At 60.5% G+C, this 16,305-nt stretch carries 13 protein-coding genes and 1 pseudogene; 7 read left to right on the forward strand and 7 right to left on the reverse strand.

Annotated features, from left to right (window positions below):
- Positions 1–85: 85 nt before the first annotated feature.
- Together JWR98_RS03450 and JWR98_RS03455 are read right to left on the reverse strand one after the other, a co-directional pair.
- Positions 86–874 carry an SDR family NAD(P)-dependent oxidoreductase gene (locus JWR98_RS03450; RefSeq protein ID WP_205489285.1) on the reverse strand — a complete coding sequence of 263 codons (789 nt, stop codon included), beginning with the start codon at positions 872–874 and terminating at the stop codon, positions 86–88.
- A 44-nt stretch (positions 875–918) separates the two neighbouring features.
- Positions 919–2,006: pseudogene (locus tag JWR98_RS03455) on the reverse strand (alkene reductase).
- Between the two features lie 150 nt (positions 2,007–2,156).
- Between JWR98_RS03455 and JWR98_RS03460 the strand changes: the two are divergent.
- A complete protein-coding gene (locus JWR98_RS03460; RefSeq protein WP_078732700.1) occupies positions 2,157–2,744 on the forward strand; it encodes a TetR/AcrR family transcriptional regulator in 588 nt (195 codons plus the stop codon).
- Positions 2,745–2,747: 3 nt separating this feature from the next.
- Here the strand turns inward: JWR98_RS03460 and JWR98_RS03465 are convergent, their stop codons facing one another.
- Positions 2,748–3,443 carry a B3/B4 domain-containing protein gene (locus tag JWR98_RS03465; protein ID WP_078732612.1) on the reverse strand — a complete coding sequence of 232 codons (696 nt, stop codon included), beginning with the start codon at positions 3,441–3,443 and terminating at the stop codon, positions 2,748–2,750.
- 156 nt (positions 3,444–3,599) lie between these two features.
- On the opposite strand from JWR98_RS03465, the gene JWR98_RS03470 reads away from it, so the two are divergent.
- The 4 genes from JWR98_RS03470 (at position 3,600) to JWR98_RS03485 (ending at position 7,130) form a co-directional block, all read left to right on the forward strand.
- A complete protein-coding gene (locus JWR98_RS03470; protein WP_078732611.1) occupies positions 3,600–4,202 on the forward strand; it encodes a helix-turn-helix domain-containing protein in 603 nt (200 codons plus the stop codon).
- 102 nt (positions 4,203–4,304) lie between these two features.
- Positions 4,305–5,168 carry a sensor domain-containing diguanylate cyclase gene (locus JWR98_RS03475; protein WP_078732610.1) on the forward strand — a complete coding sequence of 288 codons (864 nt, stop codon included), beginning with the start codon at positions 4,305–4,307 and terminating at the stop codon, positions 5,166–5,168.
- 155 nt (positions 5,169–5,323) lie between these two features.
- Positions 5,324–6,268: a glycosyltransferase family 2 protein gene (locus JWR98_RS03480; RefSeq protein WP_205489286.1), complete on the forward strand. Its 945-nt coding sequence runs from the start codon at positions 5,324–5,326 to the stop codon at positions 6,266–6,268.
- A 10-nt stretch (positions 6,269–6,278) separates the two neighbouring features.
- Positions 6,279–7,130: an NAD-dependent epimerase/dehydratase family protein gene (locus tag JWR98_RS03485; protein ID WP_205489287.1), complete on the forward strand. Its 852-nt coding sequence runs from the start codon at positions 6,279–6,281 to the stop codon at positions 7,128–7,130.
- Positions 7,131–7,150: 20 nt separating this feature from the next.
- Here the strand turns inward: JWR98_RS03485 and JWR98_RS03490 are convergent, their stop codons facing one another.
- The 4 genes from JWR98_RS03490 to JWR98_RS03505 are packed head-to-tail and all read right to left on the reverse strand — an operon-like array spanning position 7,151 to position 12,699.
- Positions 7,151–9,316 carry a glycosyltransferase gene (locus JWR98_RS03490; RefSeq protein ID WP_205489288.1) on the reverse strand — a complete coding sequence of 722 codons (2,166 nt, stop codon included), beginning with the start codon at positions 9,314–9,316 and terminating at the stop codon, positions 7,151–7,153.
- Positions 9,309–9,995, reverse strand: a complete 687-nt coding sequence (locus JWR98_RS03495; RefSeq protein WP_205489289.1) for a 2OG-Fe(II) oxygenase — start codon at positions 9,993–9,995, stop codon at positions 9,309–9,311. Before JWR98_RS03495 ends, JWR98_RS03490 begins: the two co-directional genes overlap by 8 nt.
- Positions 9,989–11,227: a polysaccharide pyruvyl transferase family protein gene (locus JWR98_RS03500; RefSeq protein ID WP_205489290.1), complete on the reverse strand. Its 1,239-nt coding sequence runs from the start codon at positions 11,225–11,227 to the stop codon at positions 9,989–9,991. Before JWR98_RS03500 ends, JWR98_RS03495 begins: the two co-directional genes overlap by 7 nt.
- Before the next feature lie 5 nt (positions 11,228–11,232).
- Positions 11,233–12,699, reverse strand: coding sequence for an ABC transporter ATP-binding protein (locus JWR98_RS03505; RefSeq protein ID WP_205489291.1), 1,467 nt, complete (start codon positions 12,697–12,699; stop codon positions 11,233–11,235).
- A gap of 182 nt (positions 12,700–12,881) precedes the next feature.
- On the opposite strand from JWR98_RS03505, the gene JWR98_RS03510 reads away from it, so the two are divergent.
- Together JWR98_RS03510 and JWR98_RS03515 are read left to right on the forward strand one after the other, a co-directional pair.
- On the forward strand, positions 12,882–13,700 hold the full coding sequence (locus JWR98_RS03510; protein WP_205489292.1) for an ABC transporter permease: 819 nt from the start codon (positions 12,882–12,884) through the stop codon (positions 13,698–13,700).
- A gap of 150 nt (positions 13,701–13,850) precedes the next feature.
- Positions 13,851–16,301, forward strand: coding sequence for a glycosyltransferase (locus JWR98_RS03515; RefSeq protein ID WP_078732604.1), 2,451 nt, complete (start codon positions 13,851–13,853; stop codon positions 16,299–16,301).
- Positions 16,302–16,305: the final 4 nt, after the last annotated feature.

Consider the following 16,305-nt stretch of genomic DNA (forward strand, 5'->3'; position numbering starts at 1 on the left):
GCCTGAGATCAAGATCAAAATCAAAAGCCAGAGCCAGAGCAACAGCACAAGAGCAGTCAGTTGTGTAGATACCTATGGTTTCAGGTCACGCCTGGGGTTGATAACGTTGCGCAACCGCCGACTGGCGGATCTGCGACAGCAGGCCCTGGCGCGCGCCCTGCAAGGCATCCCAGCGCTCGGCTTCGTGCAACGGTGGAATGGTCACCGCCTCGCGACGATCGAAGCCGACCAGGGCGGCATCCACCAGATCACCGACTTCCATCACTTCGCTCAAGGTGTTGATGTCGATACCGGCGCGGTCCCAGATCTCGGTGCGGGTGGCGGCCGGCAGTACGGCTTGTACATAGACGCCCTGGGGCGACAGCTCCAGGCTCAGGCCCTGGGACAGGAACAGCACGAACGCCTTGGTCGCGCCGTACACCGTCATGCCGAACTCCGGCGCCAGGCCGACCACCGAACCGATGTTGATGATCGTGCCGTTGCCCGCCTTGGCCAGGCGCGGGGCGATGGCACTGGCCAGGCGCACCAGCGCGGTGGTGTTGAGGGCGACCAGGTGCGCGACGCTGTCGGTGCTTTGCTCAATGAAGGTGCCCGACTGCGCGGCGCCGGCGTTGTTGATGAGGATACCGATGCTGGCGTCATCACGCAGGCGCGCTTCGACGTGGTTCAAATCGCTGAGTTGGGTCAGGTCCGCTTGCAGCACATCGACGGCAACCGCGTATTCGCTGCGCAACTGGCTGGCGAGGGTCTGCAGGCGGGCCTGATCGCGTGCGACCAGCACCAGGTCGTGTCCGCGTTGGGCGAAGCGCTGGGCATAAACGGCACCGATGCCGGTGGAGGCGCCGGTGATGAGAACGGTAGGGCGGGTAGTCATGAGCGTGTCTCTTTTTTAGCTAACGGTGGGGGAAATGGTTGCGCCTAGTTCGACTCGGCCAGCGCCGGGTAGTCGATGTAGCCTTCGGCAGCGCCGCCATAGAGCGTGGCCGGATTGAAGGCAGCCAGAGGCGCGCCGGTCTTCAGACGTGCCACCAGGTCCGGGTTGGCGATGAACGGGCGACCGAAGGCGATCAGGTCGGCCTTGCCTTCAACCAGGCGCGAGGTAGCCAGGCCCAGGTCATAGCCGTTGTTGGCGATATAGGTGTGCTTGAAGCGTCGGCGCAAACCGGCGAAATCGAAAGGCGCCACATCGCGCGGGCCACCGGTGCACCTTCGACCACGTGCAGGTAAACGATGCCCAGCGCATTGAGCTGGTCGACGATGTAGTCGAACTGCGCTTGCGGGTCGCTGCTCGAAATGCCGTTGGCCGGCGACACGGGTGACAGGCGAATGCCGGTGCGCTCGGCACCGATCTCGGCCACCACCGCTGCCGTGACTTCCAGCAACAGGCGTGCGCGGTTTTCAATCGAACCACCGTATGCATCGGTGCGCTGGTTGGCGCCGTCCTTGATGAACTGGTCCAGCAAGTAGCCATTGGCGCCGTGGATCTCCACACCATCGAAGCCCGCCGCCAGCGCATTGGCCGCCGCCTGGCGAAAATCGTTGACGATGCCCGGCAGCTCAGCGGTCTCCAGTGCGCGCGGCTCGGACGCGTCTTCAAAGCGGTTGTTGACGAACACTTTGGTCGCCGCACGCAAGGCAGAAGGCGCGACCGGTGCGGCGCCCTGTGCTTGCAGGTCGACGTGCGACACACGGCCCACATGCCACAGTTGCAGGAACATTTTGCCGCCCTTGGCGTGCACGGCCTCGGTCACCGCGCGCCAGCCTTCGATCTGCGCCGAGGTGTAGATGCCAGGCGTGTCCTGATAGCCCTGCCCCTGCCGGGAAATCTGCGAGGCTTCGGAGATCAACAAGCCGGCGGACGCGCGCTGGCTGTAATACGCAGCGGCGAATTCGCTGGGCACCAGGCCTTTGCCGGCACGGTTGCGGGTCAGAGGGGCAAGCACCGCACGATTTGCTAGCGTCAGGGCGCCCATCGTATAGGGGGTAAACAAATTCAGGTCGCTCATGTCATGCGTATTCCATGTCGGTTGATGAGGCAGTCGTGCCGCTTGCCATTAGGATGATGATCGAAATCTAAACTGTCAACAGCTTTGATTACGATCAACATCTATGTATCATCGAACCCTGTTTTTGAGCGCACACGAGAGGTGTTGCACGTGAGAGTGAGCAAGGCTCAGGCCCAGGCAAATCGGGAACACATCGTCGAAACAGCCTCGGCGGTGTTTCGCGAACGCGGTTTTGACGGGGTGGGCGTGGCTGACCTGATGGCGGCTGCGGGGTTCACCCATGGCGGGTTCTACAAGCATTTCGGCTCCAAGGCCGACCTGATGGCCGAAGCGTCCGCCAGCAGCCTTGCGCGCTCGCTGACCGGCGTGCAGGCGCTGGATATTCAGCGTTTCATCGATATTTACGTGTCGAGGGAGCACCGCGACGGACGCGGCGACGGCTGCACACTGGCCGCCTTGAGTGCCGATGCGGCGCGTCAGCCCGATGACCTCAAGGTCGCGTTTGCCCAAGGCATAGAAGGCATGCTGCAGACGTTGGGCGGCAAGTGTGCCTCGCCCGCCGATGCGCCGCCTGGAGCGTCGCGCGCGAAAATGATCGGCCTGCTGGCACAGGCGGTCGGCGCGATCCTGTTGTCGCGTGCCTGCCCGGATGACGCTGCGCTGGCCGATGAAATCCTTGAGGTCTGCCACGCGCAGATGACGGCATCCTTGGCGTGCGCGCAGCAACCAACAGACTGATGGTCAGGAGGCCCCAGGGCCGATCAGTGAACTCTCGATCTGCACACCCGGCATCATCCGCTGCAAGCCTTCGATCAGCGTGTCGCCGGCTTCGGTCAAGGCCTCAAGCGGCATGGCCGGCAGACTTTCGAGGATGAACCACATGTGCCTGGCATCGGCGTCCAGCCGGGTCCTGGCGCCTTGCCGCCAGTTCCAGCGACGGCACGTCACGCCTTTTTCATCACGCCATACCACCTCGCCGGGGTCCGGATATTCGTAGGCGGGGGCACCTTCTTTCATCGTGTCAAAAGGCTCTGTGCCCTCTGCGACCACCAGCCGTGGGGGGCCCATATAGGCTTGCGCGTTTTCCCCGCCAACGGGAATGGCGTACTCAAGGCTGATGGCGTTGTAGAGGTCGACAATCGGGTCCAGGCTCGGCAAGTGGCCGTCCTTGAGCACGCGCTTGCGCAATGCCTGCGCCGAACACGGTGTGCGTTGCGGTTTGGCGCCGAAGGCACGAAAGGTGTCCGCCCAGGCGGCCAGATGCGCATCGCCCCAGCTTGGGCCGCCCGCCAGCACTGATCGGCAAGCACGCTCCAAGGCTTCTTGCGCAACGCCTGGATGCGTGAGCGGCGCCGCCTGCACCACAATGCTCAGCGCGCGGAACTGCGGGGCCAGTGTCACCACGGCCTGGTCAATTAACGGCAATACGGACAGCATCAAGAGTCTCCAGCATTCCACAGGTGATTTCATGCTAGTCAGCGCCGACCAAAAAAGTCAATATATCGACCAACACCCACAAGCCGGCGCACGGATTGACGCCAGCGCCGATAAGCACCCAGAATCCCCCCAACTTCAGCGCATGCCCCCTCCCCCATGACCAAAAAGACCGGTAAAACGACCGCCCCCGGCGCCGATGCTCAAGCCGTGAGCCTGGCCGTCGCACGTACCCTCAAGCAGGCCCGACAGGCGCAGAGCATCACCTTGGACGAGCTGTCCCGGCGTGCCGGCGTAAGCAAAGGCATGGTGGTCGAAATTGAAAAATGCACCGCCAACCCAAGCATCGGCATTCTGTGCAAAATCGCCGCGGCGCTGGGTTTGTCCGTCGCCGATATCGTCAACGTGACGGACGTGCCGGCCGCCCACATGATCGCCAGTCAGGACATCCCGACGCTCTGGACCGGCGAGCTGGGTGGGACAGCGCGGCTGCTGGCGGGTACCTCGGGGCCGAACATGATCGAACTGTGGCGCTGGGAAATGTTTCCAGGCGAGTCCTTTTCGTCGCAAGGGCACCCGCAAGGCACGCTTGAGTTGTTCCATGTGGAGAAAGGCACGCTCAAATGCGTGGTCGGGGAAACCGAGCTGATCATCCCCGCGGGCAGTTCGGCGGTGGCGAGGACCGACGTTGCGCACCGCTATGCGAATGCGGGCAGGTCCCGATTGGTTTTCACCATGTCGGTGACCGAAATCCATCAGTGAGGGCGCGCGCAAGCAGGCAGCAAAAATGTGCGGGATAGCTCAACGCCTCCGCTGATGATCGGGCTATCATCAGCCGATACGAACCGGATGGCCGGATGTCCCATGCCCGTAGACCTGCAAGCGCTGTACCCCAAACTGATCCACCTGATGCTGGATACGGTGTTTGTCGTTGATGGTGAAAACCAGATTGCGTTTGTCAGCGATGCCTGTGAGGCACTGCTCGGCTACTCGGCCGATGAGCTGAGGGGCACCCTGATTACCCGCTATATGCACCCTGAAGACCTGGCACGCACCAGGGCCTCCATTGTCCGGGTCATGAATGGCCAGGCCCATGTCGACTTTCGCAACCGCTATATCCGCAAGGATGGCAGTATCGTGCATATCCTGTGGGCCGCCTTCTGGTCCCAGGAGGTGGGCGCGCGGATCGGGGTGGCACGTGACGTGACAGCGCTCACCCAGGCCGAGGAAGAGTTACGGTTCCTCGCCCATCATGATCCGCTGACGGCCCTCACCAATCGGTTACTGTTCAACGATCGACTGGAACACGCCCTGCACAGCGCACAGACGCATAACCAGCCCCTGGCGTTATTGTTTGTGGACATCAACGACTTCAAGGCTATCAACGATGTGCATGGGCATGCCGTGGGTGATCGTGTGCTGTGTGTGATTGCGCGACGGCTGGAGCGCTGCCTGCGCAAGAACGAGCTGGTGGCGCGGATGGGCGGCGATGAATTCACCGTGCTGCTGGCCGATAGCCCGACGCCGGATGCCGTTGCCGTCAAGGTGGCGCAGATACTCGCGGTGATGGCCGAACCGTTGGGCGCCGAGTTTGGTGCGCTCAAAATGCCGTCCTGCAGTATCGGCGTGGCTGTCTACCCGGTCGACGGAACGGACGCCGATACGCTGCTCAGCCATGCAGATGGCGATATGTACCGTATCAAAAGGCAGCGGTTTGCAACGGAGTGACAAGGAGAATGCCCTGACCGGTTGAAAGCCAGTCCGTGACGCCGCCCGGCACGCACTTGAGGAACTGGTGCGAAAGCACGGACCTGCTATCTTGGATGAAGGCCTGAGCAGTTGCGATCCCGTACGCATCCAGGTCTGTACAGGGAGTAATAAAGTTGGAAGCAGAGGACCTGCTCACTCTTGAGGATTCGGTTACATCGTCTCGACATGGCGAATGCGATGTGATCATTGTCAATTACAACGCCGGTGACCTGTTGCTGGCGTGCGTAGCGTCGGCGTTTGCCGCCGGTGCTTGCACAGTGATCGTGGTGGACAACGACTCTCACGATGACAGTTTGATGCGACTGGAGCGAGTCCACGCTGGTCGCGATTCCCTTCGAGTCCTACGCAATGCCGCCAATCTGGGCTTCGCCGTGGCCTGCAACCAAGGTGCTCGTCTGTCAATGGCCCCCAATTTGTTTTTCTTGAACCCGGACACCGTAGTGGCCGCCGACGCGATAGACCGTTTGCTGTTGGCGTTGCACAGCGCGCCGCGGATCGGCATGGTCGGAGGGTTCCTGTCCAATCAGGACGGAAGCGAGCAACCTGGCGGGCGCCGAGTGTTCCCGACGCCCAGGCGCGCGTTCATGCGGGCTTTCGGGCTTTCGCGGCTGTCGAGACTTTCCCATTCGGTGTGGTCCGATTTTTTATTGCATAAGGAGCCACTACCCACCGCGCCCATTGTCGTCGAAGCCATCTCCGGGGCCTGTATGCTGGTCAAGCGCGAAGCGATCGAGAGCGTCGGATTTTGGGACGAAGAGTATTTCCTTCATTGCGAAGACCTGGACTGGTGCATGCGCTTCCATCAGGCCGGCTGGCGCGTACTGTTCGTGCCGGATGCCCAGGTGATGCATGTATTCGGTGGCTGCAGTCAGCATCGTCCGTATTTCGTCGAATGGCACAAGCACCGGGGGTTCCTGCGTTTCTATCGCAAGTTTTTCCGCAGCAAATATCCGGCTGTCCTCTGGTTCAGTGTGGTGGTTGGGGTCTGGTTTCGATTCTGCCTGGTGGTCCTTCGCCACGCGACGAGCCGCCTGAAAAATGCATGGTCCCCAAAATGAGAGACCTGGATTGCGCATAGGAATATTCGGCGCTTCCAGCTTCCTGGGCGAGCGCACCCTGCCATTGCTGGCCTCCATCGGGCACTCGACGAACGCCTTCAGCCGAGCGCTGCCCAAGGTGCCCTGCCCTGGCGTCAACTGGCGTCAAGCCGACGATTGGCACGCACTGGAGCTGGACACTTTTGTGTCGTTTGCGCCTATCTGGGTGTTGCCCGCCTATCTGGAGCGCTTGGCCGGCACCTCTGTCAAACGCGTTGTAGTGCTGTCTTCCACAAGCCGTTTCGCCAAGCAAGCATCACCCGACGCGCGAGAACGGGCCCTGGCGCAACGCTTGATACACGCAGAAGAGGCGCTCGAACAGTGGGCGGCGCAACGCCAGATCGAGTGGGTGATCCTGCGACCAACATTGATCTATGGCTTTGGCCGCGACCAGAACATCTCGCAGATAGCACGCTTCATTCAACGCTTTGGATTTTTCCCGCTGATCGGTGGCGCAACCGGATTGCGCCAACCGGTGCATGGGCATGACGTGATCCAGGCGTGCCTGCGCGCGATGAGCGCACCTGACCTGCCCAGTGGCGGTTACACCCTCTCGGGCGCAGAGGTGTTGCCTTATCACACGATGGTGAGACGAATATTCCAGGCCATGGGGCGTCCACAGAGAATACTGCCGGTGCCCGCCAAGACCTTGAGCCTCGGCGTTTCGATCTTGCGGAGCCTGCCGCGCTACCGGCATCTGTCAAGCGCGCTGGTGGCGCGGATGAATCAGGACCTGGTGTTCGATCATTCGGACGCCTGCGACCGGCTGGGCTTTGCGCCGAGAACGTTTCAGCTGGCGCATGAAGACTTGCCTGGGCGCTGAAACGCCAGCGCCTGCGCGACCTAACCCTCTCCCTTCTTTACCGTGCCCGCCTCATCCCGATGGACATGGGCTTGCCACGCCCCCCATTTGCTTTCGAAGTACGCCTGGTTTTTGTCCCAGAGGGCCTGATATTCGCCGCTGGCGATCAATTTTCGGAACGAGGCCTGCCCGTAGTGATGGATAAACGCGTCTTCGGCGCACACCGTCCGGTAGCCGGCCGTTTGCACGCGACGGCTGTAGTCGTCGTCTTCGAACATGCCGATGCCGAACGTTTCATCCAGGTACCCCACCTCGTCGAGGATGTTTCGGCGAAAGGCGACACAAAACATCGCGAGCATCGGGATATCGAACGAGTGTCCCGGGCGTGCCGCTGTGTAGTGATCGGCAAACGCTTGCATCTGTTGAATGTCGGTGTAGGAAACCTCGACTTTCGCTTCGTTGCCCACCGCATTCGTGACCGGCCCGACCAGACCAATGCTCGGATCACGCAAATGCCTGACCAGCGGGTCCAGCCAGCCGCCAGGGACGACCGTATCGTTATTGAGCAACAGCAGGACGTCGCCATCGGCTTCCCGCAGGCCCTGGTTGTTGGCCGCAGCGAAACCTCGGTTGTCCGAGTTGAGGATGACGCGGGTCGTCGGCACTGCCTGACGCAAGCGTTCAAGGTACTCAGCCGTACCATCATCCGAAGCATTGTCGACAACAATGAGCTGGTAATGGGGCCAGGCGGTATTGCGCAGAATGCTGTTGACGCATTGAATGGTCAGATTGAGGTTGTTATAGGTCACGAGCACGATGGAGACCTTTTCGTACAGCCCGACGATAGCCTGTTGCAGGCTATTGAACCGATCTTTCCAATCATTGGCCCTGGCAAGTTCCACGCGTCGCTTGTGCAGGGCCAGGTCGCGCTCGGCCAGGGCCCGCTCGATCTGCTCGATGAACTCATCGACCCCGGTTGCAAAGTACAGCAGGTCTTTATACAGGCTCATCTCTGCCAGCGGCGTGGAGATCACCGGCTTGCCTGCGCTGATGTATTCGTAGAACTTCACCGGGTCGACCGCATGCGTCACGTTGTAGAGCCTGAAGGGAATCAGACACGCATCGAAATGATCCAGGTACAGCGGCATCTGCGCGTAAGGCTTGCGGCCCAGCAACTGCACATTGGGCTTGTGCTCAAGGCCCGCGAGGTCCTCGACGAAAACGTCCCCCACCAGGATGAAGTTCCACTCCGGTCGCCGGTCCGCCAACGCCGCCAGCAGGGGATAATCCAGCCATTGCGCCAGCGCACCGTAGTAGCCGATCACCGGGCCGACCAGCCCGCTCAACACATCGTTGGCAAAACAATGCTGCCGGAAAAAAGCGAAATCCACCGCGTTTCGCACCAGCAGGCAACGCGGGTTATGCGCGCACCACTTCTGGTAAAGCAGTGCGGCGGAAACGGTCACCAGGTCGGCCTGGGCAATCAGGGTCTTCTCCTCACTCAGTAGTTGTTCGCCGATGTTCGGAAAACCATCCCAGTCATCCATGCAATCGTACTGAATGCGCCAGCCATGCGTGGCTCGAAGGCTGAGCGCCACGGGGCTCCAGTAAGCGATATGCACTACCGAGAGGGCAGTTTTTATCTGCATATCGGCGACCAAGGCAGCCATCGCACGCAACAAGGCCTGATGATTCTCGGGCGTCACTATTTTTTCGTAATACGCTTCTTGAACATCGCGCTGCAGCGCCACTTCAAAGACATTGGGTGCCACCGCGGTCAAGTGATAGAGCTGCCCCGGTTCCGGCACGCTGGAGGGGACGATATAAAACACCCGATAACCCTGGTTCGCAAACTGGCTCATCAACTGCTGCGGTCGCTGGAAACGCGCGGCCCAATCGATGTTGGCGAAGCAGAGAATATCCAGGCGCCCTTTCGTGGTGAAATCAGCGTCCACCTTAACGTTCGGCAACGGCTGCGGCGCCGCCGGGTAGACCATTGCAACCGCACGCTCGGGAAATTCCGGCGCCGCGGAAAAACCATAGCGCCACCATCGGAACAGCGTGCGCAGTGGCCGAGTGAAACGCCACGAACGGGTGTTTTGCAGGAAGTCGACTTTTGCCTGCGCGCTGTCGCGCTCATGAATGGCCGCATCTCTCTGGGCCAAGGCGGCGTCGCGGTCGATCAAGCTATTGTCGAGCTTAAGCACGGAGGTACCCATGCAGCTCAGCGCTGTCACCCGGCGGCCACAGAGAGCTGACGGACCCCGGTCGGTAGAACGTTGCAGTGAGGCTGCGCCGTGAGCAATGACAGCCATTCACCACTGGTGTGACGGCGTGCCAGGAATTATCCGAGCGCACCAGGATCGCTGAATTACCCACCAGGGGCTCGATCTCCGCCACCACGGCACTGGGGTCGTTGCGCTGCAGAATGTTCAGGCAGCCGCCGTCGTTGCGGTCCCAGGACTCGTTGAAATACAGGATATGCGTGACCAGCTTGTCGGGCAGGTCCGGATGAGCGCCCAGGCTCGCGCCGGGGCCGTAATGAAATACGTTGACCTCCATTGGCACGCTGCGCAGATCGATCCCGCTCAGGTGCGACATGGCCTCTCGATAGGCGGCCGAACCCAGATCCTGCGCCAGCCTCAACCACGCCTCGCTGAGCGCTTCGGGAAAAACGATGGTACCGGTGCCCATGCCCACCAGGGCGCGCGCCTCATAGTCATAGTTTTTCTCGCCGCCATAACCGCTCACCGTCTTGAAGTGATCGTGCGGAAAAGACGCCGCCAACGCAGCGCCATCCTCGACCGAATACAGCTTGTCGATTTGAGCCCAGGAAAAGGGATGAGTCGTTAGCGCCGCGGGTGTGAGTCGAGAGAGATCTAGCATGGTCGGTTTTTGTTCGCTGTCAGGTTTCTGATACCACGGGCGATGGAACGCAGTGGTGCGGTCATTCGGAATGAATGGGAGTTCTGCATCGCCAGCATCCTGGCGTCGCTGAGGGCCAGTTGTTGATCGAGCTGGATAATCCGTTGCTGCTGGGCAAGCGCCTCTAATGCCGCCAGGTTCTGCGCGGGTTCCACAACCTCGGGCGGCGGCGCAACGGCGCTTGCAGGACACTCGGTGGTCGCTGAGTCACGGCCCTCGGCGGCGGCTTCGAGCAGAGTGGGCAGATGCTGTAGAAACGCCCCCAACGCCGGCGCAGACGACGTTTTACCCTGGCGGATGATCGCCGCGACACGATCCCAATGCTCGACCAACTGATCCGCCGCCGCACAGGCCGCAGGCGATGGACGGGTCTTGCCCACCCGCGAGAGAAACCAGTGAGGATCGACCGTCGCCACGTCCGGCAGCGCGTGCAGCGAGTCGAACCCGGCCAGTGCCGTGTACTTGCCGGTGGTCAGGTCCGCCGAGCAAAACACCGGGACGCCAAAGGCCAGGGCGGTGATCGCCAGGTGGTAGCTATGCCCGATCACTGCCTGTGCCTGGCTGAGTATTTCAGCCATGAGCAAAGGTTCCGGCCAGAACGACAAGGTGATGGCCCCCGGCAGGCGTGCGGCGATGACCGAAGGATCGTCGCCCAGCACCGGGCCGATCGGCACCACCAGGAACCGATAGTCCTGGAACGCCTGGGGATGCTCTTCGAACAGTCTTACAAAGGGTTCGACCACATGAATGGCGTGAATCACGATATAGGGCCCGGTCAGCCCCGCGTGCTCGCATAGGCGAATGAACTCGGCAGAGGGCTGCTGTTCATCGATCAGGCGCGGCAAACCGAATGCGGTATCCGCCAGCACCTCGATCTCGGCCTGCCGGGTAAGCGCGCCGAGGGTATCGCGCGAGAGTGCATCACGTACCCGCACATACGGGCTTTGCTCGAGGGCCATGGTCAATAACGGCCGAGCCCAGTCGGGAATACCGTTGCAATGCATTCCGGGAGCGTTCCACATGACGGGCACCCCGTGTTGCAGCGCGATCAGTGCAGGGGTCAGCCAATAGCCGGTGGGATGATGGATATCCGCGGTTGGCGGACCATAGCCATGGGCAACGACTTTATCGAATCGGACCAGAAAACCACCGCCGATCAAAACCCCATCGAGGCTGGCCGCTACCTGCGGCAATTGCGTCAGCGACGTGACCGCATAGGGCCACTCGGGCCGGTTTTCCCATGATAGGAAAACCGCTGCAGGTTGACTGAACCCAAGCGTCGGGAAAGCTCCGCCTCGGCGATGATCGGAAACAGCAGATCGCCGTAGTTTTCGACGTCAAACGTGCCAAATATAGCGACCTGCCAAGTGCGCTCGCCCAGTTGCTCAGGCAACGCCTTCTCGCCTTGAGGCCCGCACGTCGCGGCAAGCGACTCAACCCGCTGCAACCCCAGGTCAACCATGCCCAGAAAACTCTGGTTGTTCGGCAACATGTCGAACGCCAGGAGCGCGACCTGTTTCTCGATCAACTGCGAAGTGTCTTCCGTGGCTCCGTGCAACAGTTTGAGCGTGACGTGATAACGCCCCTGCGCGAGTTTGGCCGGGAAGCGCACGGTGATCGCCGTACGCCGCCAGCCGTCTTCGACCGGGCCTGGTTGCAGCGCGAAGTTACCGCCGCCGATCACCAGCAGTCTGGCCTCCTGAACGGTAAAGCTGATGTTGGGCTGGGTGATCGATTCATGCAGCAACGCCTCGACGCGAATCTCGATGTCGTCGCCATACAGGTAACTGGAGCTCAGTTGCCCGGTGTTGGTGAAGCAGGCGCTGCTGATGTGTCCCTCTTCGGTCCCAAAGGCAATCCCCTCCTGAGCGCCCATGAACGACTTGCGCGTAACCGGTACGGCCCCGCCACTGGCCCAGCGACGTTGCTCGTCACGCATGTCGAGCAAGTGCAGCTCGGCCATTTCATCGGGCGCGCCACTGGCAACGACCCGCCCCGCGCGCAGATAGATGACCCGGTGGCAGAAACGCTTGACCATGCTCATGTCATGGGACACGAACAGCAGGGTCGTGCCTTTGGCGGCCAGTTCTTCCAGCCGGTTCAGGCATTTGAATTGAAAGGAGGCATCGCCGACAGAAAGCGCCTCATCGACGATCAGGATCTCGGGCTCGACACACACCGAAACGGCGAACGCCAACCGTACCAGCATGCCGCTGGAATAGATCTTGGTGGGCTGGTCGATAAAGTCGCCGATGTTGGCGAAGGCGATGATGTCATCGAAACGCGCGTCGATTTCAGCGCGGCTCAAGCCCAGCACCGCCGCATTCACATAAACGTTTTCCCGGCCGGTGAACTCCGGATTGAAGCCCGACCCCAACTCAAGCAACGCGGCAATCCGGCCATGCCCCTGGACACTGCCCCGGGTCGGCATCAAGGTGCCGCAGATCAGTTGCAACAAGGTGGATTTACCACAGCCATTACGGCCAATGATACCGACGGTCTCCCCCTTTGCGATGGTCAGGGAAACATCGTCCAGGGCCCAGAACTCACGATAGAACTGCTTCCTGCCACACGCCAGCATCTGCAACAGACGGTCTTTGGGCGCTTCGTAAATCTGATAACACTTGCTCAGGTTTTTGGCGCTGATGGCCACTTCAAACGACATCGGCAAAGCCCTTCCATGAATCTCGACCATTATTGCGACACTGTGAATCAGTCCTTCGCTGGCTGCTGCGGATGAGTTAAGCACAGATTGGATAAAAAACTTCGAGCGAATCCAAACTTGGCCTAGTCTCAAAAGCGATGCGATTCAAGTAGCCTCCGATATCGTCTTAAGGATCAAGACCCATGCAGCCGTTCCGCCTGTCCCCTGCCGCCATGATCAACAGTGTCCTGATCAATCGAGTGTTGATCCATGTGCTGATCCACAGGGAAATCATCAGTCGCTACAAAGGCTCGGTGCTCGGCATCCTGTGGTCGTTCTTTACGCCGGTGTTCATGCTGGTGGTCTACACCTTCGTGTTCAGTGTGGTGTTCAAGGCCCGCTGGGCTGGCGGTGGTGAATCCCGGAGCGAGTTCGCCCTGGTGCTGTTCGCCGGCCTGCTGGTATTCAACCTGTTTTCCGAATGCATCAACCGTGCACCGGGCCTGGTACTGGCCAATGCCAACTACGTCAAAAAAAATGTCTTTCCGCTGGAAACCCTGTCCCTGGTGTCCCTCGGCGCGGCGCTGTTTCACATGGGTGTCAGCGTCCTGGCCTGGCTGGTTTTCTATATCGTCCTGTTCGGAACCCCGCCGTTGACCGCACTGCTCCTGCCAGTGGTGCTTCTTCCATTGGTGCTGATGACGCTGGGGATCTCCTGGTTTCTCGCAGCGATCAGCGTTTACCTGCGCGATATTGGCCAGTTCATCGGCATTATCGTCACAGCGATGCTGTTTCTCTCACCGATTTTCTATCCGCTCTCCACGCTGCCGCACGGCTATCAGATCGCCCTGCAGGCCAATCCCCTGACGCTGCCGGTGGAGATGGTCCGCGAGGTTCTGTACTGGGGCAGGCCACCGCACTGGGAACACCTGGCGGTTTATTCGGCCGTGTCCGTGCTGATTGCCTGCGCCGGTTTCGCCTGGTTTCAGAAGACACGCAAAGGCTTTGCCGATGTCATTTGAGTGAGTTGCTCATGGCGCTCCTCCCATAAGCGTCTATGCTGGTGCGTGGCACTGCTCAAAGCAGCGCACGGTTTGTAGTTTGAAACCTGCATCGATCCTGAAAAATCGAGCGTGGGTTGACCGTATCGACTCAAGGACGAAAAGAACCGCATGGACCAGATCAACCGCCTTGTTGATTGCATTGACCGACTGACCCGCTCCACCCACTCCAGATCCATTGAAGCGATGCAACTGGTCAAGGAAATCGAGAAGCGGGACCGGCTTATCGAACAGTTGAACCGTGAGTCCAAACCGCTTCACACCCGCGTGGCAGTTCAGGAGAAGGAGAACGCGCGACTGCTCGAACAACTGCGCGAGACCCGGCAACGCCTAAAGGACGCCGAAGCCTTGCTCCAGACAAAAGAACGCGAAGCTGTCGCGCTTTCCGATTGGGCGGTGGACCTGCGCGCTCAACTGGCGACGAAGCAGGCCGAGCTGGTCAAGCTTTCTGATTGGGGCAGCGCCATCGAGCGCTCACCGCTGCGTTATTCGATACGCAAGCAGCTGTATAAATGGTCGCGCCGGGTCTACGGCTGGCTGCCCTTCCCCGCACAGCAGAAACGCACGTTGGCGCGTCGCCTTCGAGGCTGGTTCAAACCCGCCAAGGTAACGCCGGACGAGCCTTCGGCGCCGGCCGCCCTCACTGCGCAGCATTACGTGCCACCCCACGCACACCTTGAAGTGCCGCCTTGCCCCGGGCAGTCCATGATCCTGATGTTCGGTGTGATTGACTGGCATTTCCGCATCCAGCGCCCGCAGAACCTGGCCAAGGAACTGGCCCGGGCGGGGCAGACCACGCTCTATATTTCGAACCATTTTATCGACGATGATGCCCCCGGCTTCGAAGTAGAGGCGCTGGAAGGTTCCAACCGGCTGTTCCAGATCCGCTTCAAGGTGAGCGGCGCACCGGCTATCTATCACGCCCCTCCTTCAGCGGTCGCGATTCGTCAATTGTGCGAAGGCCTGGCCATGCTGCTGCAATGGGCGAATGTCGGTCCCGTGGACTGCATTGTGCAGCACGCCTACTGGTTCCCGCTGGCCAGGCGTGTCCCCAACTCGACGCTGGTCTATGACTGCATGGATCACCACGAAGGCTTCGGCAACGTTGCCCAGGCATTACTCGACCTTGAAATCGCCCTGATGCGCAGGGCCGATCTGCTGGTGGCGACATCCGACTGGATCGAACAACACGGCAAGCGGGAAAATCGCAATGTGGAAGTGATCCGCAACGCCTGTGAGTTCAGCTTCTTCAGCCAGCGCCCTGACAAGCTCTACCGAGATCCCGCCAACAGAAAGATCATCGGGTACTACGGCGTCATTGCCGAATGGTTCGACCTGGGCCTGGTCAAGCGAGTCGCCCAAGCCTTCCCGCAGCACCTGATCCTGTTGATCGGCAGCGATATCGTACAGGCCAAAAAACACTTCAAGACCTGCCCGAATGTGGTCCTGGAGGGTGAGGTCCCGTATGCCTCCCTGCCCTACTATCTGCACGCCATGGACGTTTGCCTGCTGCCGTTCAAGGTCATGCCGCTGACCCTCGCCACCAACCCGGTCAAGGTCTATGAATACCTGAGCGCGGGAAAACCGGTGGTGTCGGTGAAGCTGCCGGAGTTGAGCCAGTTCGGCAAACGGGTCTGGGCGGTTGAACAGCCGACTGAGTTCATCTCGACCCTACGCGATGTCTTGAAAGCACTCCCGGAGGCCCGCTCCACGGTGCAGGCGCGTCAATCGTTTGCCCGGGGCCAGACCTGGCGGCATCGGGCCAACAGCCTGCGCAAGGCCATCGCGACATTGCCCGAACCTAAAGTCAGCGTCGTGGTGTTGACCTATAACAATCTCGAACTGACCAAAGCCTGCCTCGACAGCCTGTTGACCCAGAGCCACTACCCGAACCTGGAAATCATCGTCGTCGACAACCATTCCAGCGACCAGACCCCCGCCTTTCTGACTGCCTGGGCCGACGGGCATCCAGACCGAATCGTCATCCTCAACGCGGACAACAAGGGGTTTGCCGCCGGCAACAACCTGGGCCTCGCAGCGGCCAGTGGCGAGTATCTGGTGGTCCTGAACAACGACACGGTCGTTACTGCCGGCTGGATCAAAGGCCTGCTTCGCCACCTGCGCGATAACAAGGAAATCGGCATCATCGGCCCGATCACCAACAACATCGGCAATGAAGCCAAAGTCAGCACCCGGTATGAGCGGATAGACGACATGCCCGCCGAAGCCGCGCAGATGACCCGCGCCCGCATGGGCGAGTGGTTCGAAATCAATACCCTGGCGTTTTTCTGCGTGATGTTCCCGCGCTCGACCTACGAAAAAGTCGGTGGCCTGTGCGAAGACTATGGCCTGGGGTTCTTTGAGGATGACGATTACTGCCGTCGCGTACAACGTCGTGGCATGCGTGCGGCCTGCGCCGAAGACGTCTTCGTTCACCACCACATGTCTGCCTCGTTCAACGCCTTGGGAGCCGCGAAAAAACAGGCGCTTTTCGAGAAAAACCGCGCGATCTACGAGAGCAAATGGGGCTCCTGGGTCCCACATACATACCGAGACGTGTAAGCCC

The organism is Pseudomonas lactucae, from assembly GCF_016937615.1.
GTDB classification, from domain to species: Bacteria; Pseudomonadota; Gammaproteobacteria; order Pseudomonadales; family Pseudomonadaceae; genus Aquipseudomonas; species Aquipseudomonas lactucae.